The 25,245-nt window shown below is 66.9% G+C and carries 21 protein-coding genes; 8 read left to right on the top strand and 13 right to left on the bottom strand.

All coding sequences use genetic code 11. The features are described 5' to 3' along the window. Positions 1-7: 7 nt before the first annotated feature. From ubiB to ACIGJB_RS02305, 9 genes are all read right to left on the bottom strand, one after another. A complete protein-coding gene (ubiB, locus tag ACIGJB_RS02345; protein WP_483731220.1) occupies positions 8-1,582 on the bottom strand; it encodes a ubiquinone biosynthesis regulatory protein kinase UbiB in 1,575 nt (524 codons plus the stop codon). Between the two features lie 75 nt (positions 1,583-1,657). Next, positions 1,658-2,326: a ubiquinone biosynthesis accessory factor UbiJ gene (locus ACIGJB_RS02340; protein WP_483731219.1), complete on the bottom strand. Its 669-nt coding sequence runs from the start codon at positions 2,324-2,326 to the stop codon at positions 1,658-1,660. A 150-nt stretch (positions 2,327-2,476) separates the two neighbouring features. Further along, positions 2,477-3,451 carry a Tim44 domain-containing protein gene (locus tag ACIGJB_RS02335; RefSeq protein ID WP_483731218.1) on the bottom strand — a complete coding sequence of 325 codons (975 nt, stop codon included), beginning with the start codon at positions 3,449-3,451 and terminating at the stop codon, positions 2,477-2,479. Positions 3,452-3,522: 71 nt separating this feature from the next. Next, the gene (ubiE, locus tag ACIGJB_RS02330) at positions 3,523-4,254 is read right to left on the bottom strand and encodes a bifunctional demethylmenaquinone methyltransferase/2-methoxy-6-polyprenyl-1,4-benzoquinol methylase UbiE (RefSeq protein ID WP_483731217.1); all 732 of its coding nucleotides are present in this window, start codon (positions 4,252-4,254) and stop codon (positions 3,523-3,525) included. Between the two features lie 21 nt (positions 4,255-4,275). Further along, complete coding sequence (locus ACIGJB_RS02325; RefSeq protein ID WP_483731216.1) at positions 4,276-4,692, bottom strand: gamma-butyrobetaine hydroxylase family protein; 417 nt, start codon at positions 4,690-4,692, stop codon at positions 4,276-4,278. A gap of 61 nt (positions 4,693-4,753) precedes the next feature. Next, positions 4,754-6,619 carry an ABC transporter ATP-binding protein/permease gene (locus ACIGJB_RS02320; protein ID WP_483731215.1) on the bottom strand — a complete coding sequence of 622 codons (1,866 nt, stop codon included), beginning with the start codon at positions 6,617-6,619 and terminating at the stop codon, positions 4,754-4,756. Between the two features lie 133 nt (positions 6,620-6,752). Next, the gene (locus tag ACIGJB_RS02315) at positions 6,753-7,130 is read right to left on the bottom strand and encodes an HIT family protein (protein ID WP_483731214.1); all 378 of its coding nucleotides are present in this window, start codon (positions 7,128-7,130) and stop codon (positions 6,753-6,755) included. Between the two features lie 53 nt (positions 7,131-7,183). Beyond that, positions 7,184-11,158, bottom strand: a complete 3,975-nt coding sequence (locus ACIGJB_RS02310) for a DUF3683 domain-containing protein (RefSeq protein WP_483731213.1) — start codon at positions 11,156-11,158, stop codon at positions 7,184-7,186. Between the two features lie 160 nt (positions 11,159-11,318). Next, complete coding sequence (locus ACIGJB_RS02305) at positions 11,319-11,897, bottom strand: YqaA family protein (protein WP_483731212.1); 579 nt, start codon at positions 11,895-11,897, stop codon at positions 11,319-11,321. 316 nt (positions 11,898-12,213) lie between these two features. Between ACIGJB_RS02305 and ACIGJB_RS02300 the strand changes: the two genes are divergently transcribed. The 8 genes from ACIGJB_RS02300 to ACIGJB_RS02265 all read left to right on the top strand — a co-directional run bounded on the left by ACIGJB_RS02300 (position 12,214) and on the right by ACIGJB_RS02265 (position 20,456). Beyond that, entirely contained in the window at positions 12,214-12,720 is a 507-nt protein-coding gene (locus ACIGJB_RS02300) for a (2Fe-2S)-binding protein (protein ID WP_483731211.1), read from the top strand. Between the two features lie 12 nt (positions 12,721-12,732). Then, on the top strand, positions 12,733-15,108 hold the full coding sequence (locus tag ACIGJB_RS02295) for a xanthine dehydrogenase family protein molybdopterin-binding subunit (RefSeq protein ID WP_483731210.1): 2,376 nt from the start codon (positions 12,733-12,735) through the stop codon (positions 15,106-15,108). 30 nt (positions 15,109-15,138) lie between these two features. After that, positions 15,139-15,933, top strand: coding sequence for an FAD binding domain-containing protein (locus ACIGJB_RS02290; protein WP_483731209.1), 795 nt, complete (start codon positions 15,139-15,141; stop codon positions 15,931-15,933). A gap of 194 nt (positions 15,934-16,127) precedes the next feature. Then, positions 16,128-17,024, top strand: coding sequence for an AAA family ATPase (locus ACIGJB_RS02285; RefSeq protein ID WP_483731208.1), 897 nt, complete (start codon positions 16,128-16,130; stop codon positions 17,022-17,024). A gap of 3 nt (positions 17,025-17,027) precedes the next feature. Continuing rightward, positions 17,028-18,380 (top strand): vWA domain-containing protein, encoded by a 1,353-nt coding sequence (locus ACIGJB_RS02280; protein WP_483731207.1) that lies wholly within the window; start codon positions 17,028-17,030, stop codon positions 18,378-18,380. Continuing rightward, positions 18,280-18,846 (top strand): SRPBCC family protein, encoded by a 567-nt coding sequence (locus ACIGJB_RS02275; RefSeq protein ID WP_483731206.1) that lies wholly within the window; start codon positions 18,280-18,282, stop codon positions 18,844-18,846. The genes ACIGJB_RS02280 and ACIGJB_RS02275 overlap by 101 nt, the downstream gene beginning before the upstream one ends. Then, entirely contained in the window at positions 18,819-19,841 is a 1,023-nt protein-coding gene (locus ACIGJB_RS02270) for an XdhC family protein (protein WP_483731205.1), read from the top strand. The genes ACIGJB_RS02275 and ACIGJB_RS02270 overlap by 28 nt, the downstream gene beginning before the upstream one ends. 9 nt (positions 19,842-19,850) lie before the next feature. Next, complete coding sequence (locus ACIGJB_RS02265; protein ID WP_483731204.1) at positions 19,851-20,456, top strand: nucleotidyltransferase family protein; 606 nt, start codon at positions 19,851-19,853, stop codon at positions 20,454-20,456. Positions 20,457-20,582: 126 nt separating this feature from the next. On the opposite strand, the gene ACIGJB_RS02260 is transcribed toward ACIGJB_RS02265, so the two are convergent. The 4 genes from ACIGJB_RS02260 to otsB all read right to left on the bottom strand — a co-directional run bounded on the left by ACIGJB_RS02260 (position 20,583) and on the right by otsB (position 25,063). Then, positions 20,583-20,936: a 4a-hydroxytetrahydrobiopterin dehydratase gene (locus ACIGJB_RS02260; RefSeq protein WP_483731203.1), complete on the bottom strand. Its 354-nt coding sequence runs from the start codon at positions 20,934-20,936 to the stop codon at positions 20,583-20,585. A 32-nt stretch (positions 20,937-20,968) separates the two neighbouring features. Continuing rightward, on the bottom strand, positions 20,969-22,360 hold the full coding sequence (gene otsA / locus ACIGJB_RS02255; RefSeq protein ID WP_483731202.1) for an alpha,alpha-trehalose-phosphate synthase (UDP-forming): 1,392 nt from the start codon (positions 22,358-22,360) through the stop codon (positions 20,969-20,971). Positions 22,361-22,394: 34 nt separating this feature from the next. Next, positions 22,395-24,152 (bottom strand): glycoside hydrolase family 15 protein, encoded by a 1,758-nt coding sequence (locus tag ACIGJB_RS02250; RefSeq protein WP_483732238.1) that lies wholly within the window; start codon positions 24,150-24,152, stop codon positions 22,395-22,397. A gap of 113 nt (positions 24,153-24,265) precedes the next feature. Next, positions 24,266-25,063: a trehalose-phosphatase gene (gene otsB, locus ACIGJB_RS02245; RefSeq protein ID WP_483731201.1), complete on the bottom strand. Its 798-nt coding sequence runs from the start codon at positions 25,061-25,063 to the stop codon at positions 24,266-24,268. Positions 25,064-25,245: the final 182 nt, after the last annotated feature.

Raw genomic sequence — 25,245 nt, 5'->3', positions numbered from 1 at the left:
CGACCTGTCAGGAGCCGGCCCACGCCAGCAGATGGGTGAGCACAATGCCGGCCAGGAAGCCGCCGACCAGCAGCAGGACGGTGCCGACCAGCCGGTTGGTGCGGCGCTGCTCGGTGACGAGCATGGCCAGCAGACGCTCCTGCTCGCCATTGGTGTTCAGCGCGCGGCGTTCCAGGAACTGGTGCGCCAGCCGCGGGAAGTCGGGCAGCATCTTGGCCCACAGCGGCGCCTCGACCTGGATCCGTTCCCACGCGCCCTTCCAGCCGACCTGCTCGTGCATCCAGCGCTCAAGGAAGGGCTTGGCGGTTTTCCACAGGTCCAGGTCCGGGTCGAGCTGGCGGCCCAGGCCTTCGATATTGAGCAGCGTCTTCTGCAGCAGCACCAGCTGAGGCTGGATTTCGACGTTGAAGCGGCGCGAGGTCTGGAACAGGCGCATCAGCACCATGCCCAGCGAGATTTCCTTGAGCGGCTTGTCGAAGTACGGCTCGCAACAAGCACGCACCGCGCTTTCGAGTTCCTCCACGCGGGTATCGGGCGGCACCCAGCCGGATTCCACGTGCAGCAGCGCCACGCGGTGGTAGTCGCGCCGGAAGAAGGCGATGAAGTTCTGCGCCAGGTAGTTCTTGTCGAACTCCGACAGCGCGCCGACGATGCCGAAGTCCAGCGCGATATAGCGGCCGAAGGTTTCCGGCTGCACCGATACCAGGATGTTGCCGGGGTGCATGTCGGCATGGAAGAAGCCGTCGCGGAACACCTGCGTGAAGAAGATCTCGACGCCCTCTTCTGCGAGCTGGTGCATGTCGACGCCGGCCGCCTTAAGCGATTCGGTGCGCGAGATCGGGATGCCGTGCATGCGCTCCATCACGAACACCGTGCTGCTGCACCAGTCCCAGAACACTTCGGGCACCAGCAGCAGGTTGGTATCGGCAAAGTTGCGGCGCAGCTGGCTGGCGTTGGCCGCCTCGATCATCAGGTCCAGTTCGTCGTGCAGGTACTTGTCGAACTCGGCCACCACCTCGCGCGGCTTCAGGCGCTTGCCGTCGGCCCAGAAACGCTCGAGCCAGGTGGCCATGTCGCGCATCAGCGCCAGGTCGCTGTCGATCACCGGCAGCATGCCGGGGCGCAGCACCTTGACGGCCACCTCGCGGCCATGGTTCGGGCCGCCCCGCAGCGTGGCGAAGTGCACCTGCGCGATCGACGCGCTGGCCACGGGTTGATGCTCGAACGTCTCGAACAGTTCGTCGAGCGAGCGCCCGAGCGAACGCTCGACGATCCGCACGGCCACCGCCGAGTCGAAAGGCGGCACCTGGTCCTGCAACTTCGCCAGTTCGTCGGCGATATCCGGCGGCATCAGGTCGCGGCGCGTGGACAGGACCTGGCCGAACTTGACGAAGATCGGCCCAAGCTTGGTCAGCGCCAGCCGCAGGCGCTCGCCGCGCGGCATGTCCAGCTTGCGCCCCACGGTCATGACGCGGACCAGGAAACGGATCTTGCGGTTCTGGAAACCGGACAGCACAAGCTCGTCCAGCCCGTAGTACAGGATGACGAAGAGGATCTTGCCGAGGCGCAGAAGGCGGGTCATGCGACGAAATTCAGGAAGCGGTGGCGCTGCGCGAGGCGGGCGGCAGCAGAAATTGGCGTCATGCCGGCGGCGCGGTCAGCGATGGGCGGACGGCAGCGCCGAGGCCCCGGCGGGACGCGCGCGTTCGAGCCGCTCCAGGCGTTTCTCCAGGCGGGCCAGGTCATCGCGCAGGCGGCCCACGTCGGACCCAAAGCCGTCCAGCGCCCCATGGCGCACCAGCGTCGGCTTTTCATCCAGCAGGTACTCGGTGACGTTCTCGACGAGTGTGCGGCCGACGCGCGTGGCCTGCTCATGCGCCTGGCGCGCGCCATCGACCATGCGCTGGGCCAGGCTGTCGCTGAGCGGACCGCCGAGGATCCCGCGAAAGGCGCGCGACAAGTCCTCGGCCGCGTCCCAGCGCAGGTTGCGCGCGAGCATCGAAACCGTGTTGGCCAGCTCGGCGTCGCCTTCGATGCGTACATGGCGCATCGCCGCGGCCTGGCCGCCGTCCGCCACGTCGGCGGCGACAAGCGGCCATTGCTGCAGCGGCACCAGGATCGCGACCGCCGGCGCTTCGGCCGCGGGCGCCAGCTCGATGGCACCGTCCTCGGTCACGCGCAGCGACAGCGCGAACGCGGCCGCGTCGAGCCGGACCACGCGGCCGGCAAACGCCGCCAGTTGGCCACGGGCCCAGGGTTCCTGTTCGAGCAGGTGGTTCAGCGCGGCAACGGCGGGCGCGGCCAGGGCGGAAGGCAGAGGGTTCATGGCGATTGGCTTGCTGCGAACGGCTGGACTGGCAGGGCCGGCAAAAGCGCCGGGCGCCGCCTCCAAACGGAAAAGGCCCGCGCTTGCGCACGGGCCCTCCATTCTAAGCTACTCCCCGCTGGCGTCGCCGCCATGGGGCACTGACGGCACTCAGGATTCCTGCTGGATACCGGCCAGCAGCCAGCCGCCCGTTCCGGAAACCGGCTTGGCCAGGTTCCAGACCTCGGCGAACGGCTGCGCCGCTTCGCCGGCGCGCTCGCGGATCATGCCCGAGAAGCGCACGCTGGCCAGGTGCTGGGTCGGCGACGATTCAATGCCCAGCATCTGCCCTTCCAGCGTGACCACGTCCGTCTTGTTGACTTCGGTGCCGCGCTCGGCCAGGTCCATCTTGATCTCGGCAAACATTTCCGGCGTCGTGAATTCGCGGATGTCGTCGAGGTTGCCGGCATCCCACGCTGCCTGCAGGCGCACGAAATGCACCTTGGCATTGCGCAGGAAGGCTTCGGTGTCGAAGTCGGCCGGCACGCCCCACGGCTGCTGGGCCACAGCTTCGCCGGCGAGCGGCGCGGCGCTCGCGGCCGGCATCACCGGGTTCGCGGCCGGCGTCGACGTCTGCTGGCGCAGCATCGGCTCGGCGTTACCGCCCATGCCGCCCACATTGCCGGCACCGGCGTAGGCCGGCTGCTGGCTCCGCTGGCTGCCGCCACGGAACTTGCGGATCAGCCAGATCACCACGAACGCGACCAGGGCGATCAGGATCAGGTTTGCGAAGAAGCTGGCCGCCGCGCCGCCCAGGCCAAAGTGCGACAGCAGCGCCGCGATGCCCAGACCCGCGGCAAGGCCGCCGAGCATGCCAGCCCAGTTGCGCTTGGGCTTTGCCGCGGCCGCGGCTGCGCCGGCAGCCCCGGCGGTGGCCGGCGCAGCCTGCTGCGCAGGCTGCTGGGCCGGCTGTTGCGTCGGCGTTTGCTGTGCGGGTGCCTGCTGGCGCTGCTGCGTCACGGTGGACGATTGCTTGCCAATGCTGCGCGAACCGCCCATGCGCTTGGCATTGGCGTCCAGCGCCGAGCCGAGCGCGATCGCGGCAATCAGCGACCCCACCAGGAATTTTCCGCGAATTGAAGACATGTTCAGTGATCCCCTGTCAGTTTCCACTCAAATCCGGTCTCAAATGCCGAATTCAAGCCAGAAATGGCGATTTAGTACTTGCGCCCGACGTGGAGCGCCACGACTCCGGCCGTCAGATTGAAGTATTCGACCTTCTCCAGCCCAACTTGTTCCATCAAGCGTACAAGTGAAGTCTGGTCCGGATGCATTCTGATGGATTCTGCCAGATAACGATAGCTGGGGGCATCCCCCGCCACCTTCGCGCCGAGCCACGGAAGCACCTTGAACGAATAGATATCGTAGGCCTTCTCCAGCGGTTTCCACACCTTGGAGAACTCCAGCACCATGACTTTGCCGCCGGGCTTCACCACGCGGCGCATCTCGGCCAGCGCGGCGTCCTTGTGGGTCATGTTGCGCAGGCCGAAGGCCACCGTGACCAGGTCAAAGTAGTTGTCCGGGAACGGGATGCGTTCGGCGTCGCACAGCGCCACGGGCGTGACGATGCCCTTGTCGAGCAGGCGGTCGCGGCCCACGCGCAGCATCGATTCGTTGATGTCGGTGAGCCAGACCTGGCCGGTCGGGCCGGCCTGCTTCGCGAACGCCTTGGCCAGGTCGCCCGTGCCGCCGGCGATGTCCAGCACCTTCTGGCCGGGCCGCACGTTGGCCTGGGCGATGGTGAACATCTTCCACAGCCGGTGCATGCCGCCCGACATCAGGTCGTTCATTACGTCGTACTTGCTGGCGACCGAATGGAACACGCCGGCGACCTTGCCGGCCTTTTCCGATTCGTCGACCTTGTCGAACCCGAAGTGGGTTTCGCTCATATCTCAGACTCCAGGTACAGATCAGTGGTGATGGCCGCAGCCATGGCCGCCTGCGGCCACCATGGGCGTGTCGCGGTCGGCGCCGGCGGCTTCCAGGCGCTGCAGGTAGTCGTCCCACAGCGCATCCTGCTGGTCGCCCAGGCGATACAACAGTTCCCAGGAATAAATGCCGGTATCGTGGCCGTCGGTAAAGCGGATCTGGATGGCGTAGTTGCCCACGGGCTCGACGGCGGCAATGCCGACCTCGCGCTTGCCGGTCTGCAGCACTTCCTGGCCGGGGCCGTGTCCCTGCACTTCGGCCGATGGCGAATACACGCGCAGCAGCTCGAACGGCAGCCGGAAGCTGCGCCCGTTGTCGAAGCCGACTTCAAGCACGCGCGATTGCGTGTGCACCGTCAGCGCGGTGGGATGGGGAGTATCTTTTTCGAGGCCTGCCATAGTGGATTCGCCGGCGTGGGCGCCTGGTGGGTTGGCGTGATGCGACGTGTGCGGTTCGCGTTCACGCCTCGCATACGACCCGATAGCTTACCGCAGCGCCCTCGCCTTGCCCATCTTGGGTGCCGGCGCCGTCATCCGGCACATAGCGCAGGCGGCGGCCATGGAACGCCGCGACCGTGCTGCGGTGGGCAATGCTGATGATGGCGGCGTCGGGCAATGCGTCGACCACCATCCGGTACATGATGCCCTCGGTTTCCTCATCGAGCGCGCTGGTCGCCTCGTCCAGGAACAGGTAGCGCGGCTTCTGCAGCAGCGCGCGGGCGAAGGCCAGGCGCTGCTGCTCGCCGGGCGACAGCCGCAGCGACCAGTTGTCGAACACATCGAGCTGGTCCACGAGCTGCGGCAAACGCGCTTGTCGCAGCACCGCCTGCAGCGCGGCGGCAGGGTGGGCCGTGCCCGCGTCCGGATAGGCAAGTGCGTCGGCCAACGTGCCGATCGGCAGGTAGCTGCGCTGCGGCAGGAACAGCGTGCGCGCGTCAACGGGCATGGTGATGGTGCCGCTGCCGTATGGCCAGATTCCGGCCAGCGCGCGGAACAGCACGCTCTTGCCGCAGCCCGACGGCCCGTTCACGAGCCAGCGCTCGCCCGGCGCGATCGACAGCGAGAACGGCGCCACCAGCGGGCGCTGGCCGACGTTCGCGCCGCGCTGGGCACGCACCGGCAGCGCCAGGCCGAGGCCGTCGACGCGGATGCCGGCCTGCGGTTCGCCAGTGTGCTCGACCTCGATATCGCGCACGCCGGTATGCGACACGTCCTGCCGCTCGGCTACGCGGATCGCCTCCTGGAAATCGATCAGCCGGTTGGCCGCGGCCTTCCAGCCCACCAGCGTCGCGTAGCTGTCCACGAACCACGACAGCGCGCCCTGCACCTGGCCGAAGGCCGAGCTGGTCTGCATCAGGCCGCCCAGCGTCATCTTGCCGGCAAAGTAGCGCGGCGCGGCCACCAGGATCGGGAAGATGATCGCAAACTGCGCATAGCCGGAACTCACGAAGGTCAGCCGCCGCGTATAGCGCATCAGCTGGTTCCAGTTCGCGCGGATACGGTCGAAGCGCGCGCGCAGGCCGGCCTGCTCGGTCGGCTCGCCGCGGTACAGCGCGACGGGTTCGCTGTTTTCGCGCAGGCGCACCAGCGTGAAACGGAAATCGGCCTCGTATTGTTCCTGCTGGAAATTCAGGCCGATCAGCGGGCGTCCGACCACGTGCGCGATCAGCGAGCCGATCACCGCGTAGCCCGCGGCGAACCAAACCATGTAGCCCGGAATCACGATCTCATTGCCGCCCAGCGCCAGGCTGATCGGGCCCGACACCGTCCACAGGATGCCGACGAAGGACAGCAGCGTCACCACCGAATTGAGCAGGCCCAGCGATAGCGTCAGTGCGCCGTCGGTGAACTGGCGCAGGTCGTCCGAGATCCGCTGGTCGGGGTTGTCGGTGGTATGGGTCTGTTCGATCCGGTAGTACGCCTGGTGCCCCATCCAGTGGTCCATGAAGCGGCCCGTCATCCAGGTACGCCAGCGCATCTGCAGCATCATCGTGTAGTACTGCCGCGAGATCGCGGCCACAATGAAGAACGCCGCGATCCACGAGAAGCGCAGCAGCAGCACCTTGAACGACGCGTAATCGCGCTGCTCCAGCGCGTTGTAGAACACGCGGTTCCACTCGTTGAGCAGCACGTTGATATAGACGATGCCGAGATTAAGCGCGACCACCAGCGTAAGCAGCCCAAGGCCCGCCTTGCGGTCTTCGGACTTCCAGTAGGGCTTGATCAGCGCCCAGGTCGCGGCCATGCGCAGCCGGCTCTGGATCTTGAGGGCCCGGGCGGGAACGGCCGGGCCCGGTACAGTGACGGAAGTCGGTGTGGTGGACATAGCGGCAGCGGTACGCCCGCCGGCGCTGCGGCGGGCTTGTTCTTCTGGAATGCGCAACGGCCGGGACGGCCATTGCGATGACAACAGGATTCAGACGCGTCCCGCACGGCGCGGTTCCACGCAGCCGCCTGGTTCAGTCGTCGGTGGCGAGCGCCGAAAGTGCCGTACGCAGCGCAGGCAGCCGGCCTTGCAGCTCAGCCACGCGCGCCGCGTCAGCCGCGCGTTGCGGCGCGGCCCAGATTGCCTCGGGGAAATGCGTGTCCCAGCGGTAGCGCGGAATGATGTGCCAGTGCAGGTGCGGCACCATATTGCCGAACGCGGCCAGGTTGACCTTGTCCGGCGTCATGACCTCGCGCACCACGCGCTCGACCCGCGCCACCAGCCGCATCAGCCAGGCCTGGTCGCCATCTTCCAGGTCGGTCAGCTCGGCCGCATGGTCGTTCCAGACGATGCGGCAGAAGCCGGGGAAACGGTCGTGCTCGACCAGGATCACGCGGGCGCGGTCGCCCATCCAGATGAGTTCGCCGCCATCGGCTTCGCAAAGGGGGCAACCCGCCGCGCGTGTCACACCAGCACCCGCTCGATGCCGCCGGCGTTGGCCTTGGCCACGTACTCGGGCATCCAGTTCTCGCCCAGCAGATGCTTCGCCATTTCCACGACGATGTAGTCGGCCTGCACCGACGCATCTTCGTTGTAGCGCGACAGCCCCTGCAGGCACGACGGGCAGCTGGTCAGGATCTTGACGTCGCCGGTGAAGCCATCGGTGCGCAGCTTGTCGGCGCCCTTGGTCATCTCCTCTTCCTTGCGGAAGCGGATCTGCGTCGAGACGTCCGGGCGGGTCACCGCCAGCGTGCCGGATTCCCCGCAGCAGCGCTCGTTCTTCTCGATCTTGCCGGCGCCCGCATTGCCGCCCATCAGGTCATTGACCAGCTTGGTCGGGTCCATGGTCTTGATCGGCGTGTGGCACGGGTCGTGGTACATGTAGCGCGTACCGGTCACGCCTTCGAGCTTCACGCCCTTTTCCAGCAGGTACTCGTGGATGTCGATGATGCGGCAGCCCGGGAAGATCTTCTCGAACTCATACCCGGCGAGCTGGTCGTAGCATGTGCCGCAGCTGACCACCACCGTCTTGATGTCGAGGTAGTTCAGCGTATTGGCCACGCGGTGGAACAGCACGCGGTTGTCGGTGACCATCTTCTCGGCCTTGTCGTACTGGCCGTTGCCGCGCTGCGGATACCCGCAGCACAGGTAGCCCGGCGGCAGCACGGTCTGCACGCCCACGTGCCACAGCATGGCCTGCGTGGCCAGGCCGACCTGCGAGAACAGCCGCTCGGAGCCGCAGCCCGGGAAGTAGAACACCGCTTCGGTCTCGGGCGTGGTCGCCTTCGGGTCGCGGATGATCGGCACGATCTCGTTGTCCTCGATATCGAGCAGCGCGCGCGCGGTCTTTTTGGGCAGGTTGCCCGGCATCTTCTTGTTGATGAAGTGGATCACCTGCTCGCGCACCGGCGGCTTGCCCACGGTCGCGGGCGGATGCGCGGTCTGCTTGCGGGCGACCTTCTTCAGCACCTCGTTGCCCAGGCGCTGCGCCTTGTAGCCCCAGTCGATCATGACCTTGCGGGTCAGGTTGATCGTCTCCGGGCTGGTGGCGTTCAGGAAGAACATCGACGCGGCCGTGCCGGGGTTGAACTTCTTCTGCCCCATCTTGCGCAGCAGGTTGCGCATATTCATCGACACGTCGCCGAAGTCGATCTTCACCGGGCACGGCGTTGCGCACTTGTGGCACACCGTGCAGTGGTCGGCCACGTCCGAGAACTCGTCCCAGTGCTTGATCGACACGCCGCGGCGCGTCTGCTCTTCATACAGGAAGGCCTCGACCAGCAGCGAGGTCGCCAGGATCTTGTTGCGCGGGCTGTACAGCAGGTTGGCGCGCGGCACGTGCGTGGCGCACACCGGCTTGCACTTGCCGCAGCGCAGGCAGTCCTTGACGCTGTCGGCAATGGCGCCGATATCGCTCTGCTGCATGATGATGGACTCATGCCCCATCAGCCCGAACGACGGCGTGTACGCATTGCGCAGGTCCGCGCCCGGCAGCAGCTTGCCCTTGTTGAAGCGGCCTTGCGGATCGACCTTCTGCTTGTAGGCGCGGAAGTCGCCGATCTCGTCCTCGGTCAGGAATTCCAGCTTGGTGATGCCGATGCCGTGCTCGCCGGAAATCACGCCGTCGAGCGAGCGCGCCAGGTCCATGATGCGGGCCACCGCGCGGTGGGCATCCTGGAGCATCTCGTAGTTGTCGGAGTTGACCGGGATGTTGGTGTGCACGTTGCCGTCGCCGGCGTGCATATGCAGCGCCACGAACACGCGTCCGCGCAGCACCTGCTTGTGGATCGCCTGCGCTTCGTCGAGGATCGGCTTGAACTCGCCGCCATTGAAGATCTTGCGCAGCTCGGCCCGCACTTCAGCCTTCCAGGACACGCGGATGGTGCGGTCCTGCAGCAGGTGGAACACATTGGCATCGGGCTGCTGCACCAGGCGCGCGTCGAAGGCCTGGCCGAGCAGGCCCAGGCCGTGCCCGATCAGCGACGCCTTGGCGGTGGCCAGCGGCACATCGAGGTGGTCCTGCAGGTAGCGCCAGCGCGCGCGGATTTCGCGCAGCAGCGTGAGCGCGTGCTGCACGCGGTCTTCCAGCAGCTCGGCGCTCGGGATTTCGTTGGCATCGTCGCTGCGGCCCAGCGGCAGGTTGCCGCGCGCGAAGAAAGCCTCCAGCGCGTCCACCAGCCCCAGCTTGTTCTTGATCGACAGCTCGATGTTGATGCGCTCGATGCCGTCGGTGTACTCGCCCATGCGCGGCAGCGGGATCACCACGTCTTCATTGATCTTGAAGGCGTTGGTGTGCTTGGCGATGGCGGCGGTGCGCGAACGGTCGAGCCAGAATTTCTTGCGGGCCTCCGGACTGACGGCGATAAAGCCTTCGCCGCTCTTGCCGTTGGCCATGCGGATCACTTCCGAGGTGGCACGCGCCACGGCGTCTTCATCGTCCCCGACGATATCGCCGATCAGCACCATCTTCGGGAAGGCGTTGCGCTTGCTCTTGGTGGCATAGCCGACCGCGCGCAGATAGCGCTCGTCCAGGTGCTCCAGGCCGGCGAGGATGGCTCCGCCCGGCGTCTTCGACTCGGCGTCGAGGAAGTCCTTGATCTCGACGATGCTCGGGATCGCATCGCGCGCCTGGCCGAAGAACTCCAGGCACACGGTGCGGATGAACTTCGGCATGCGGTGCAGGATCCAGCGCGCGCTGGTGATGATGCCGTCGCAGCCTTCCTTCTGCACGCCGGGCAGGCCCGCCAGGAACTTGTCGGTGACGTCCTTGCCCAGGCCTTCCTTGCGGAACTTGCGGCCCTCGATGGCGAGGGTCTCGGTGCGCAGCACCTTCTCGCCCGGCGCACGGTTGCCGTCGGACCACTTCAGTTCGAAGGTGGCGACCGGCACGTCGTGGATCTTGCCGAGGTTGTGGTCCAGGCGCGTGACTTCGAGCCAGTTGCCTTCCGGATCGACCATGCGCCACCAGGCCAGGTTGTCCAGCGCGGTGCCCCACAGCACGGCCTTCTTGCCGCCCGCGTTCATGGCGACGTTGCCGCCGATGCAAGACGCGTCGATCGAGGTCGGGTCCACCGCGAATACCAGGCCGGCCTTGTCGGCGGCGTCGGCCACGCGGCGCGTCACCACGCCGGCGCCCGAGAAGATGGTGGCAACCTTGTGCGAGACATTCGGCAGGTCGGTCTGCTCGACCGGGCCGAGCTGTTCCAGCTTCTCGGTGTTGATGACCGCGCTCATCGGCGTCAGCGGCACGGCGCCGCCGGTATAGCCGGTGCCGCCCCCGCGCGGGATGATGGTCAGGCCGAGCTCGAAGCAACCCTTGACCAGGCCGGCGATCTCTTCCTCGGTATCCGGCGTCAGCACGACGAACGGATATTCCACGCGCCAGTCGGTGGCGTCGGTCACGTGCGAGACGCGCGACAGGCCATCGAACTTGATGTTGTCCTTCTGCGTGACCCGGCCCAGCACGCGCTGCGCGCGCTTGCGCAGGTCGTAGGCGGCGGCAAACTCGTTCTTGAAGTCCTCGATCGCCTGCTTGGCGAATGCGACCAGCTGCTCCACGCGGTGCGAGCGGTCCTCGGCGGCCGGCTCGGCGTGCTCGGCACGGTCGGCGGCGCGGCGCTTCTCGATCTCGCCCAGGCGGTGGTGCAGCGCGCTCACCAGCATCTGGCGGCGCTTGGGGTTCTCGAGCAGGTCGTCCTGCAGGTACGGGTTGCGGCGGACTACCCAGATGTCGCCCAGCACTTCGTACAGCATGCGCGCCGACCGGCCGGTACGGCGCTCGCCGCGCAGCTCGTCCAGGATGCGCCAGGCCTCTTCGCCGAGCAGGCGGATGACAATCTCGCGGTCCGAAAAGGACGTGTAGTTATAGGGAATTTCACGCAGGCGCGCAGGGGCGTCCTGCGCGGCCAGCTTGGCGTCGAGCACGAGTGGGGCGTTCATGGGGGGACCGCTTCCTGCGGGCGCACTGAAGGTGTGCGCCGATCGTTCATTAAAGCGCGATTGTACTGCATGGCACGGTTTCGCCGCGCCGCAACATGGCACAACCCGTGCCGGAACAAGGGTTTAGCGCCGCCTTGTGCACGGTCTGCCACATGCGGATTCAGAACCAGGCGCGGAACATTTGAACAATGTTGTGCCAAAAACTGTCCGGTATCCACAGCAGGCTGGCCGTCATGGCCAGGTAGCGCAGGAACTTGCCGATCGCCATGTACGCCAGGCTCGGCCAGAACGACAGCCGCAGCCAGCCGGCCAATGTGCACAATGGGTCACCAATGGCGGGGAGCCATGACAGCAGGAGCGTGGGCGGGCCGAGCCTTCGCATCCAATGGAAATAGCGCGCGTCCAGCTTCGGCTTGGTGGGCTTGCGCACATGCTTGCGATGTTCGAGGTGTTCCTGCTCATGTTCGCGCTCCCGGCGCCGCTTGTGGTAGCGCACCAGCGCAAGCTTGGCCGCGTAGCCGAGCCACCAGTCGATGGCGCCGCCTACCGTATTGCCGAGCGTGGCCACCACCACCGCCGGCCAGAACATGTGCGGATTGAGCTTGATATAGCCGAACACCGCCGGCTCCGAGCCGAGCGGCAGCAGCGTGGCCGACACCAGGCTGACGACGAAGATGGCGGGCAGGCCCACTTTCGGGAGGGCGACGATGTCGAACAGCCAGTCGAAGAAGGCTTCCATGTCGTTGGGCTGGTATCGGGCTAGGGCTAGTGCCGGGTGGTGTCGATCATTCTAGCTGTCCCCCTTTCGGGGCACGGGCAACCCGCATGGCAGTGGCCCGCGATTTGTGATTAACTGTTACAGCCCGTCGCGGCCAAACGTTCGCCGGCCGCCGGGGGGTTCCTCCCGCACGGCAATGGCCGTGGGCAGCACCGGCAGCACCAATATCACGAAATAGCCGTAGCAAACGGCAGTACCGCGTCGTGGCCAGTCCCGCGCTGTTTATTTTGCGATTTCGGGGAATTGGTCATGCGCGTCCACCCACATGGAGACAAGCATGGCGATTCCGATCCGCCTGACGGTCAATGGCAAGCCCGTTGACGCCCAGGTAGAACCCAATACCCTCCTGGTCCAGTTCCTGCGCGAACAGCTTCGCCTGACCGGCACCCATGTCGGCTGCGACACCGCGCAGTGCGGCGCCTGCACGGTCCACCTTGACGGGCGCGCGGTCAAGTCCTGCAATATCCTCGCCGTGCAGGCCGATGGGGCCGAGGTCACCACCATCGAAGGACTGTCCGGCACGCGCGTCGGCAACGGGGCGCCGATGCACCCGATGCAGGAAGCCTTCCGCGAATGCCACGGCCTGCAGTGCGGCTTTTGCACGCCCGGCATGGTGATGGCAGCCACTGCGCTGGTGCAGGCCCGCCCGGACGCGGATGCCACGGCCATCCGCGAGCAGCTCGATGGCAACCTGTGCCGCTGCACGGGCTACCACAACATTATCAAGGCCGTGCAGCAGGGGCAGGCCGCCATGCGCGGCGCCACCGCCACGAGCGCCGAGTAAGGGAGGCCAGCCATGAACGCACCCGAATCGCAGAAGTTCGTCGGCACGCCGGTCAAGCGCAAGGAAGACTTCCGCTTCCTGACCGGCAACGGCCAGTACACCGACGACATCGTCCTGCCGCAGCAGAGCTACGGCTATTTCGTGCGCTCGCCGCATGCGCATGCGCGCATCCGGTCGATCGACAAGAGCGCCGCGCTGGCCTCGCCCGGCGTGATCGCCGTGCTGACGGGCGAGGACATGGCCGCCGACAAGGTGGGCGGCCTGCCCTGCGGCTGGCTGATCCACAGCATTGACGGCTCGCCGATGAAGGAGCCGCCCCACCCTGTCATCGCGCAGGGCAAGGCGCGCCATGTCGGCGACCAGGTGGCACTGGTGGTGGCCGAGACGCTCGCGCAGGCGAAGGACGCCGCCGAGCAAGTCGTGGTCGACTACGAGGAGCTGCCCGCCGTCGTCAATGCTGCCGATGCCGCAGCGGCCTCCACGCTCGTGCATGACGACGTGCCCGCCAACACCTGCTACACGTGGGGCCACGGCGACAAGGCCGCGACCGATGCCGCGTTCGCGAAAGCCGCGCACGTGACCACGCTCGATATCGTCAACAACCGGCTGATCCCCAACGCCATCGAGCCGCGCGCGGTCAACGCCAGCTACGCGCGCCAGGACGACAGCTACACCGTCTACGTCGCCAACCAGAACCCGCACGTGGAACGCCTGCTGATGGGCGCCTTCGTGCTGGGCCTGCCGGAATCGCGCCTGCGCATCATCGCGCCGGACGTCGGCGGCGGCTTCGGCTCGAAGATCTTCCTGTATCCGGAAGACGTGGCGCTGACCTGGGCGTCGAAGAAGGTCGGCCGCCCGATCAAGTGGACCGCCGAGCGTTCGGAGTCGTTCCTGACCGACGCGCACGGCCGCGACCATGTGACCAAGGCCGAGCTGGCACTCGACAGCGACGGCAAGTTCCTGGCCATGCGCGTGCACACCACCGCGAACATGGGCGCGTACCTGTCGACCTTCGCCAGCAGCGTGCCCACCATCCTATATGCGACGCTGCTGGCGGGGCAGTACGCCACGCCAGCCATCTACGCCGAGGTCAAGGCGGTGTTCACCAACACCGCGCCGGTGGACGCCTACCGCGGCGCCGGCAGGCCCGAGGCCACCTACGTGGTCGAACGGCTGGTGGAAGCCGCCGCGCACGAGCTGAAGACCGACCCGGCCGAGTTGCGCCGCAAGAACTTCATCCGCCAGTTCCCGTATGCCACGCCGGTCGGCCTGACCTATGACACCGGCGACTACGAGCCGTGCCTCGCACGTGCGCAGGAACTCGCCGACGTGAAGGGCTTCCCGGCGCGCCGCGACGAGGCCAAGCAGCGCGGCAAGCTGCGCGGACTCGGCTACTCCTGCTACATCGAAGCATGCGGGCTGGCACCGTCGAATATCGCCGGCGCATTGGGTGCGCGCGCGGGTCTGTTCGAGGTCGGCGAGATCCGCGTGCATCCGACCGGCTCCGTGACGGTGTTCACCGGCTCGCACAGCCATGGGCAGGGTCACGAGACCACCTTCGCGCAGATCGTGGCGGACCGGCTTGGCATCGCGCTGGAATCGGTCGAAATCGTGCATGGCGATACCGGGCGCGTGCCGTTCGGCATGGGCACCTATGGCTCGCGCTCGCTCGCCGTGGGCGGCTCGGCGATCATGAAGGCGCTGGACAAGATCGAGGCCAAGGCCAAGAAGATCGCCGCGCACTTGCTGGAAGCGTCCGACGCCGACGTCGAGTTCAGCAACGGCGTATTCCGCGTGGCCGGCACCGACCGCACCAAGACCTTCGGTGAAGTCGCGCTGACCGCGTACGTGCCGCATAACTATCCGCTCGACAAGCTGGAGCCGGGCCTGAACGAGAACGCGTTCTACGACCCGACCAACTTCACGTATCCGTCGGGCGCCTATGTGTGCGAGGTGGAGGTCGACCCGGACACCGGCGAGTCGCAGGTAGTGAAGTTCACCGCTGTCGACGACTTCGGCAACATCATCAACCCGATGATCGTTGAGGGACAGGTACACGGCGGCATTGGCCAGGGCCTGGGGCAGGCCATGCTGGAGCAGTGCATCTACGACAGCGACAGCGGCCAGCTGCTGACCGGCTCCTACATGGACTACGCCATGCCGCGCGCCGGCGACCTGCCCGATTTCACCGTGGAGACCGCCAAGGGCACGCCCTGCACGCACAACCCGCTCGGCGTGAAGGGTTGCGGCGAAGCGGGCGCGATCGGCTCGCCGCCCGCGTTCATCAACGCGCTGGTCGATGCGCTGTCGCCGCTTGGCGTGAAGGACCTGCAGATGCCCGCCACGCCGCACCGCGTGTGGCAGGCCATCCAGGCCGCCCAACCCTGAGCCCGCCGACGAACCGTAAAGGAAACCGACATGTACACATTCCAGTTTGAACGCGCGGCGGATGCCAAGGCGGCGGTCGCCAAGCTCAAGGCCGATCCGGACGCCAAGTTCCTTGCCGGCGGCCAGAGCCTGCTGGCGGCAATGAAGCTGCGCCTGTCCGCGCCGTCCACGCTTATCGACGTGGCACGCATACCAGGCATGAGCGATATCCGCGTCGAAGGCAATGAGGTGGTGATCGGCGCCGCCGCCCGCCACGCCGATGTCGCGGCCAACGCGGAGGTACGCCAGCGCATTCCTGCGCTGGCCGCGCTGGCCGAAGGCATCGGCGACCGACAGGTCCGCGCGATGGGCACCATTGGCGGCTCGCTTGCCAATGACGATCCCGCCGCTTGCTACCCCGCTGCGGTGCTTGGGCTAGGCGCTACCGTGGTCACCGACCGCCGCAGCATTGCGGCCGATGACTTCTTCAAAGGCCTGTATGAAACCGCGCTGGAGCCCGACGAACTGATCACCGCCGTGCGCTTCCCGGTGCCCGAAAAGGCCGCCTACATCAAGTTCCGCAATCCGGCCTCGCGCTTCGCACTGGTCGGCGTGATGGTCGCGCGCACCGGCGGCAACGTGCGCGTCGCTGTCACGGGAGCTGCCGACAGCGTGTTCCGCTGCCAGCCGCTGGAGCAGGCGCTGGCGGCCAACTTCACCGCGGCAGCGGCGAAGGCGGTGAAGGTCGATCCATCGCGGCTCAATGCCGATCTGCATGCGTCGGCTGAGTACCGGGCACATTTGATTCCGGTGCTGGCGGCGCGGGCAGTGGAGGCGGCTGGATAGCTCGCCAACGGCGTCAAATACTGCGACTGTTGTCTCCCCTCTCCCATTTATGGGAGAGGGGCGGGGGAGAGGGCAGGAGCCTCCACGAAGTGCAGCGCCACGGTGCTTGCCATGCGCCTGCGCTCTCCCCGGGCCCCTCTCCCGCAAGCGGGAGAGGGAAGCAGACCTTGCCCTCTTCAGCACCGGCAGCCCCCATGCTTCCCACCTCCATCGACCACACCCAGTCCCTGCTCGAATCCCACCAATATTTCGCCGACCGCGAAACCGCGACGGTGCTCTACCTCGCCCTGCGCATGCAGCGCCCGCTGTTCCTCGAAGGCGAACCCGGCGTAGGCAAGACCGCGCTGGCGCAGGCCATGGCCGAAGTCATGGGCACGCGCCTGCTGCGCCTGCAGTGCTACGAAGGCCTCGACGCGGCCAGCGCGCTGTACGAATGGGACTACCCGCGCCAGATCATGGCCCTGCGCGTGGCCGAGGCGCGTGGCGAGCGGCCTGAAGCGCAATCGCTCTACCACGACGACTACCTGCTGAAACGCCCGCTGCTCGAAGCCCTGCTGCCCGATCCCGCCGCACCCGGCGCGCCGCGCGTGCTGCTGATCGACGAGATCGATCGCGCCGACGAGCCGTTCGAAGCGTTCCTGCTCGAGATACTGTCCGAATACCAGGTGTCGATCCCCGAAATCGGCGTGATCCGCGCCGAGCGTCCGCCGCTGATCATCGTTACCTCGAACCGCACGCGGGAGGTGCACGACGCGCTCAAGCGCCGTTGCCTGTACCAGTGGATGGGGTATCCGCAGCGCGAGCGCGAACTGCAGATCGTCGCCGCGCGCGCGCCCGAAGCCGCCGCGCGGCTGCAGGCGCAGGCGGTCGATTTCATCCACCGGCTGCGCGGCATCGACCTGTTCAAGGCGCCCGGCATCGCCGAGGCCATCGACTGGTGCCGCGCGCTGTCCGCGCTCGGCGTGACCGAGCTGGACCCGCAGTCGGTGCGCGACACGCTCGGCGTGCTGCTCAAGTACCAGGACGACCTGGCCCGCGCCGATGGCCCGACCGTGGCCGAACTGCTCGCGGGCGCATCCGCCGCGACCTGACCGATGGCCACGCTGCACCCCGCCCGTGCTTGCAAGCCCAGTCCCGCCCTGCCGGTGCTGGCGCGCAACGTCGCGCATTTCATGCGGCTGCTGCACGACGGCGGCTTCGCACTGTCGCCCGCGCATTCGGTCGACGCACTCGATGCGCTGCAATACGTGGACATCGGCCGGCGCGACGATGTTCGCGCGGCATTGGCCGCGCTGGTGTTGTCCGGCCCCGACCAGCGGCCGCTGTTCGATGCCGCGTTCGACCTGTTCTGGCGCGACCCCGACTGGGAAGGCAAGCTGCGCGCGATGCTGCTGCCGCGCGTCGATGCCGGCGCGCCGCCGCCGCGGCGCAGCAACCGGCTGGCCGATGCGCTGGCGGCACGCCAGCCTGAGCTGCCCGCCCGGCCTCAGCAGACCGAAGCGGAGCGGATGACGGTGCCGCTGACGTTCTCGGACCAGGAGCGGCTGGCGCAGCGCGATTTCGAGACGCTGACCGCGCAGGAATGGCGCGCGCTGCAGCACCTGGTGCGCAAGCGCCGCGCCCACCTGGCCATGGAACGCACGCGCAGATTGCGCCCGGCCAGCAGCGGCACGCGTGCCGACCTGCGCGCCAGCGCGCGCCTGGCCGTGCGCCAGCATGGCGAATGGCTGCGCTGGAAATACCGCCGCCATGCCGAACGCAAGCCGCCGGTGGTGCTGCTGCTCGACATCTCCGGATCGATGAGCCAGTACTCGCGCGCGGTGCTGTACTTCTGCCATGCACTGACGCTCTCGCGCGAGCGGTTATCCGTATTCCTGTTCGGCACGCGGCTCACCAACATCACGCGCGCCTTGCGCGAGCGCGATCCCGACGAAGCCGTGGCCGTCATCACCGGCCAGGTGCGCGACTGGGCCGGCGGCACGCGCATCGGCGAAGCGCTGGCGAGCTTCAACCGCCAGTGGGCACGCCGCACGCTGTCGGGACGCGCCACGGTGCTGCTCGTCACCGACGGGCTCGACCACGAGCACATCGACTTGCTCGGCCAGGAGATGGCGCGGCTGCGGCGCTTCGCGCACCGCATCATCTGGCTCAACCCGCTGTTGCGCTACCCCGGCTTCGCGCCGCAGGCGCGCGGCGTGCAGGCCATCCTGCCGCATGTGGATGCGCTGCGACCGGCGCACAATCTCGACAGCCTGCTCGCCTTGCAGACCTTGCTGTCCGAGCCGGACGCCGGCACGGCTTTCGCTTCACCTATGAAACCAATCACAAGAGACAAGGAGCGCCCCCATGGAAATGAACCAAAGCCAGCGCCTGCCGGTGCCCCAGCAAGTGGCATGGGAAGCGCTCAACGACACGGAGTTGCTCAAGCAGTGCATCCCCGGATGTGAGAGCATCCAGCCTGACGGCGAAAATGCCTACCAGCTCGCCTTGACTGCGGCGGTGGGCCCGGTCAAGGCGCGCTTCAAGGGCCGCATGGCGCTGCAGGACATCCAGGCACCGGACAGCTACACCATCCAGTTCGACGGACAAGGCGGTGCGGCGGGCTTCGGCAAGGGGTCTGCACACGTCACGCTGGCTCCCGACGGCGATGAAACGGTGCTCACTTATGCGGTCAACGCGCAGGTGGGCGGCAAGATCGCTCAGATCGGCTCGCGGCTGGTAGACGCCGCGGCGCGCAAGATGGCAGAAACCTTCTTCACGCGTTTCACCGAGGCACTGGCCGCGCCGGCGCCCGATGAAGCCGAACCACGACAAGACGCCGCCCCCGATGGCGGTGATACTCAACAAACAGAGCAACAAACAGAGGAACCCAAGCGGAAGCGATCATGGACAGCGTGGATCTCGAAGTCCTGAGAAGCAGCGTACGGTGGCAGCAGGAAGGCCACCGCGTGCTGCTGGTGACGGTAGTCAGGACCTGGGGCTCGTCGCCCCGCCCCGAAGGCGCGATGCTGGCCGTGCGCGATGACGGGCTTGTCGTCGGCTCGGTCTCCGGCGGCTGCATCGAAGACGATCTGATCGACCGCGTGCGCCGGCTCGGCATCACCGCGGATCATCCCGAATCGGTCAAGTACGGCATCAGCGCCGAGGAAGCCCACCGCTTCGGCTTGCCGTGCGGCGGCACGATCGAACTGGTGACCGAGCCGCTCGCCCCCGCGAGTGGCATCGCCGAACTGCTCGACGCCGTCCAGAACGGCCGGCTGGTGACGCGCACGCTCGACATGGCAACCGGCAACGCCACGCTGGGGCCGGCGGAGGCCACCGATGGCCTGGCCTTCGACGGCCAGACGTTGCGCACCATTCACGGGCCGCGTTATCGCATGCTGGTGATCGGCGCGGGGCAGTTGTCGAAGTACCTGTGCCAGATTGCCGTGGGCCTGGGCTTCCAGGTTACCGTGTGCGACCCGCGCGAGGAATACACGGAAACGTGGGACATTCCGGGTGTAAGCATGGTGCGGACCATGCCCGATGACACCGTGATGGAGATGAACCTCGACGAGCGTTGCGCGGTGATTGCGCTCACGCACGATCCGAAGCTCGACGACCTGGCGCTGATGGAAGCGTTGCGTACGCGCGCGTTTTACGTTGGCGCGCTGGGCTCGCGCCGCAACAACCAGGCACGGCGCGAACGCCTGAAGGAATTCGACCTGAACGACGTACAGCTGGCCCGCCTGCATGGCCCGGTTGGCATCTTCATCGGCAGCCGCACGCCGCCGGAGATTGCCATTTCCATCCTGGCTGAAGTCGTGGCCGCCAAGAACCATGTCTCGCTGCCCGACATCCTGCAGGTGGAAGGTGCCAAGGCGGCGCGGGAAATGGCGGCCGGCACCGGCAGCAGCTGCAGCACCTGAGGACGCGCCATGACTGCCGCCCGCAACGCTCCCCTGATCAAGACCGACCTGCCGACCGGGGTTCTCCTGGCGGCCGGGTTCGGCCGGCGCTTTGACGCCAACGGCCAGCGCAACAAGCTGCTGGAGAAACTGCCTGACGGCCGCACCATCGCGTGGCGCAGTGCGCGGACATTGGCCGCTGCGCTGCCTGACTCGATTGCCGTGATCCGGCCTGGCCATCCCGCTCTCGCCGAGGAATTGCGGCGCGGCGGCTGCCGGGTGGTCGAAGCGGCCGAGGCCGAGGCCGGCATGGGCGCTGCGTTGCGCGCCGCTGTCGCCGCCACGCCCGACGCGCGTGGCTGGGTGGTGGCGCTTGCCGATATGCCGTGGTTGCCGATGGAACTGGTCAGGGCGGTGGCGTTGACCATCACCACGCCAGACACCATCGCCGCGCCTTGGCGCGACGGGCAGCGCGGGCATCCGGTCGGGTTCGGGGCAGCCTGGCGGGAGGAATTGCTGAAGCTCGACGGGGACGAGGGAGCGCGAGCGCTGTTGAAGGCGCAGCCGGTGACGAGGATCTTGACGGAGGACGACGGGGCGTTTCGGGACGTGGATCTGCCCGGGGATTTGAACTAGCTGCACTGCAGCCGCGGTACCGCCTGTTTGCTCCCCTCTCCACTGCGCGGGAGAGGGGAGCCACGGCGTCACGAGGCGTCACGCCATCAGCACATCAGCACATCAGCATTCCAAGGCAAATGATGGCTAACTGGCCTCTGCCAACTGCTGCGCCACTCCCGAAGTCTTGGCTGCCATGATGAAATCATTCCTGTGCAATCCCTTGATCTTCTTGGTCCGCCACGACACCGTGGCATGCCCCCATCCAAAGCTGATCTCGGGATGATGCCCTTGCGCTTCCGCCAGTTGTCCCACGCCATTGGCGAAGGCCAGCGCCTGCGCGAAGTTGCGGAAGGTGAAGCTTCGCTCCAGCCTGCCAGCGTCATCGGTCAGCGTCCATCCGGGCGTGTCGGCCAATAGCGCTTCGGCCTCGGCACGCTCCAGCGGTGGAACGCCACCACGGCACGGCGTGCAGGTCTGAGTTTCGAGTTGCTCGCTCATGGCAATGCTCCTTCTGCAGCCGCAACAAATCTTCAGCCGCCCTCGGTTTCCGACAAGGCGCGCAGGTATTCCCGGCTCCACCAATGCACATCCTGGCAGCGGACCCGTTCCAGCAGCTTCTCATGCCGCGCCTGCCGCTCGGCCAGCGGCATGTGCAAGGCTTGCTGGATCGCCTGCGCGGTGGAGTAGGTGTCGTAGGGGTTCACCAGCAGCGCTTCCTTAAGCTGCTCCGCCGCGCCGGCAAAGCGGGACAGCACGAGCACGCCGGGATCTGAAGGATCCTGCGCCGCAATAAATTCCTTGGCAACCAAGTTCATCCCATCCCGCAGCGGCGTCACCAGCGCAACGCGGCTGGCGCGGCACAGCCCCGGTAGCCGCTTGCGCGCTGTAGTGCGGTGGATATAGCGCACTGGCATCCAATCCAGCTCGCCGAATTCCCCATTGATCGCGCCGCTTAAACGTTCCATCTCGCTGCGCAAGTCCGCATACGCATCCACCGATTCTCGCGATGGTGCCGCGATCTGTACCAGCGTCGCGCTCTTGCGGTTCTCCGGGTATTCGGCGAGCAGCCGGTAGAACGCCTTCAGCCGCTGCGGCAGCCCCTTGGAATAGTCGAGCCGGTCGATCCCAAGCAGCAGCCGGCGCTGCGCATACTGCGCGCACATCATCTCGAACGTTTCCTGCGCCTCCGCGCCACGCCCCAGTTCGGCGAACTCGTCCACATCGATGCCGATCGGAAACGCCTCCGCACGCACGGTGCGATGGAACGCACGGTAGCGATGCTCGCCCATCGGTTCGGCGAACGCTTCGTTCTGCACGTAGCGCGAGAAATGCTCGAGGTCGGTGTGGGTCTGGAAGCCGATCAGGTCATACGCAAACAGCGCCCGCATCAGCCAGTCATGCTGCGGGATGGCCGCCAGGATCAGCGGCGGCGGCAGCGGGATATGCAGGAAGAAGCCGATGCGCTGGCCACAGCCGATGGCGCGCAGCTCCGCCGCCAGCGGGATCAGGTGATAGTCGTGAATCCAGATGATGTCGTCGTGCTTCAGCAGCGGCGCCAGCTTGCGCGCGAACAGCTGGTTCACGCGGCGGTAGCCGTTGAGGTAGTTCGAGTCGAAGTCGGCCAGGTCCAGGCGGTAGTGGAACGCGGGCCACAGCACGCCGTTGCTATAGCCGAGGTAATACGAATCATGGTCCTCCCGGCACATATCCACCGTCGCCAGCGTGACATTGCCGGCTTGCTGCAGGTGCAGCTCGCCTTCGCCCGGCGTGCCGCCCTGGTTGGTCTCCAGCGCCTTGCCGCTCCAGCCGAACCACAGGCCGCCGGTCTGGCGCAGCGCTTCGGACAACGCCACCGCGAGCCCGCCCGCGGCAACGTTGCGCGGATCGGCGACGCGGTTGGATACCGCTACTAGTCTGGGCATATAGAGTTGTTCGTGTTAGTCATGCCACCCCCGTTCAGATCACGCTGTCCCACGGCGCCGACAGGCGCATGGCGCCATTGATCAACCCGACCATCGAATAGGTCTGCGGGAAATTGCCCCACATCTCGCCGGTGACCGGATGGGTGTCTTCGGACAGCAGGCCCAGCGGATTGCGCGCCGCCAGCATGGCCTCGAAAATCTCCCTCGCCTCCTCGCGCCGGCCGATGCGCGCCAGCGCATCGATACGCCAGAAGGTGCAGATATTGAAAGCGGTCTCGGGCTTGCCGAAATCGTCCGGCGCTTCGTAGCGGCGCATATAGGGACCGTCGCACAGGCTCTCTTCGAGTGCCTTGACCGTCGACATGAAGCGCGGATCGCGCGGGTCGATGAAGCTCACCTCTGCCATCAGCAGCACGCTGGCATCCAGCTCCTTTCCGCCGAAGCTTTCGGCAAATGCCTGGCGCGATTCATTCCAGGATTCGGCCAGGATGCGCTCCTTCATGCCTAGCGCATGGCCGTGCCAGTACTCCGCGCGCGCCTGCAATTCGAGCTTTTCCGCCACCTTCGCGAGCCGGTCGCAGGCGGCCCAGCTCATCAGCGCCGACGAGGTATGCACACGCGCCCGCGTGCGCAACTCCCACATGCCGGCATCGGGCGTGCCGAACACGCGCACGGCCTGCTCGCCCACCTCTTCCAACCGTCGGAATTCGGCCGGGCCGCCACGGTGCAGCAGCCGGTGGTCGTGGAAGGCCTGCGCCGCGCCCAGCACGACATTGCCGTAGACGTCGTGCTGGAAGTGTTCCTGCGCCTGGTTGCCCAGGCGCACCGGCCCCATGCCGCGGTAGCCGGGCAGGTGCTCGAGGATGCTTTCGGGCAGTTCGCGCTCCAGCCCGATGCCGTACAGCGGCTGGATATGCCCGTCCTGCGACTGCATCACCACGTTGGAGAGCCAGCGCAGGTAGTCTTCCATGGTGCCGACTTCGGACAGGCTGTTGAGCGCGCGCACCACGAAGAATGCATCGCGCAGCCAGCAGTAGCGGTAGTCCCAGTTGCGCCCGCTGCCGGGCGCTTCGGGAATGCTGGTGGTCATCGCCGCGACGATGGCGCCGGTCTCCTCGTACAGCGACATCTTGAGCGTGATTGCCGCGCGGATGACCGCGTCCTGCCACTCGCGCGGCACGGCAAGCCGGCGGCTCCACATGCGCCAATAAGAGGTGGTCTCCTGCTCGAAATCGCGCGCGGTTTCCTCGACGCCGTGATTGAGCGTTTCATCGGGACCGAGGATGAAGTTGTGGCTGCGCGTGACCAGGAACGGCGTGTGCGACAGCACATAGGCCAGCGGCGCATCGGTGGTCATGCGCAGCGTCATGCTGTCGCCGATGTAGCGCACATGGCTGCTGCCGCGCGTGATCTCCGGCACCTTGCGCCCCCAGTCGAAGCGCGGCGCCACCACCACGCGCACGCGCGGCGCGCCGCGCACCGGGCGGATGCGGCGCACGAGCGTGAGGGGCCGGAAATAGCGGCCCAGCCGAAAGAAGCGCGGCGCGAAGTCGGTGATCTCCAGGCAGTTGCCGTGGATATCGGTCAGCCGCGTGCGCAGCACGGCGGTGTTCGGTTCGTACCACTGGCTCGACGCGTGGAAGTCCTCGATCTCGATCGAGAAATGCCCGGCGTTCTCGCTCGGGTCGAGCAGCGCGTTGAAGACCGGCTCGCTGTCAAAGCGCGGCATGCATGACCATACGATCCGGCCGCGGCAGTCGACCAGCGCCGAAAACGCGCAGTTGCCGATCATGCCGAGCGAGAGCGACGGCTTGGCATGGCGCTTCCCGCCATCGACGGTCTTGTACACGCCGTCGGACGGCTGCTGGCCCAGTTCCGATGGGCTGCTTGGATTGCTTACAGTGCTCACAGCGAATCCCCCTCAAGATCTCGTTGTGGATCGGACGCCGGCGGAAAATCATCCGGGCCCGGTGTGCCGTCGAGCGCGCGCGCGGAGCGGTGCAGCCAGCAACGCAGCGCGGCCGGCCCGGTAACACTGACCGTGGCCATGGTGTCGCGCTGGCCGACCAGCACGCCGAGGCCGCCGAGCTTGCGGATCACGGCAAAGCCGGCCTCGTCCGTCACATCGTCGCCGGCAAAGACCGGCCCGCGTCCGGCGAATGGCGGCATGTTCATGAAAGCGGCAATGGCGTCGCCCTTGTTGATGCCCGCGGGCTTGATCTCCACGACCATCTTGCCGGGCATGCCCTCCAGGCCGTTCGCGTGGCGCAGCACGTCGGTGACGGCGGCGCGCACCAGCCCCTCCAGTTCGGGGGCTTCGCGATAGTGGATGGCAACCGCCACGGATTTGCGCTCCAGGCGCAGCCCAGGATAACGGCGCACCAGGGCTTCCAGCGGCGGGATCAGCGGCTCCAGGCCGGGCGCCGGCTTCATCTCAATGCGCGCTCCGGCGCTGCGGAGTTCGGCCCCGTGAATGCCGGCGGCCGGCAGGCACAGCGGCTGCAGGAAGTAGTCGAGTTCGACGATCGGCCGGCCGGATACGATGGCGAGCGCGCCGTCCAGGTGGTCATGGAGCCGGCGCAGCGTTCCGACGAGTTCGGGCTCGACCTGCACCAGCTCGGGACGGGGCGCAAGGTCGGCCAGGGTGCCGTCGAAGTCGAGAAAGAGCGCCGTATTGGGTTCGATTAGCGGTAACGGGGGCATCGCGTTAAACCGTAACATGGGGTCCCGGCGAGCGTCCACCGGGCGCTGTCCTACACGGCACACCCGTCACATTGGCCTGGCGCCGTCCGCCCCGCAGTGCGCGCGGCGCCACCCCGGCCGGGATGCCCATTGGCGTCCAAGGCCTTGAGCGGCGTTCCGATCCTTTATCATTGGCGGTTTCC

It is taken from the genome of Cupriavidus sp. C2SS-8b (genome assembly GCF_057073745.1).
This window is presented reverse-complemented; position numbering and strand designations above follow the sequence as displayed.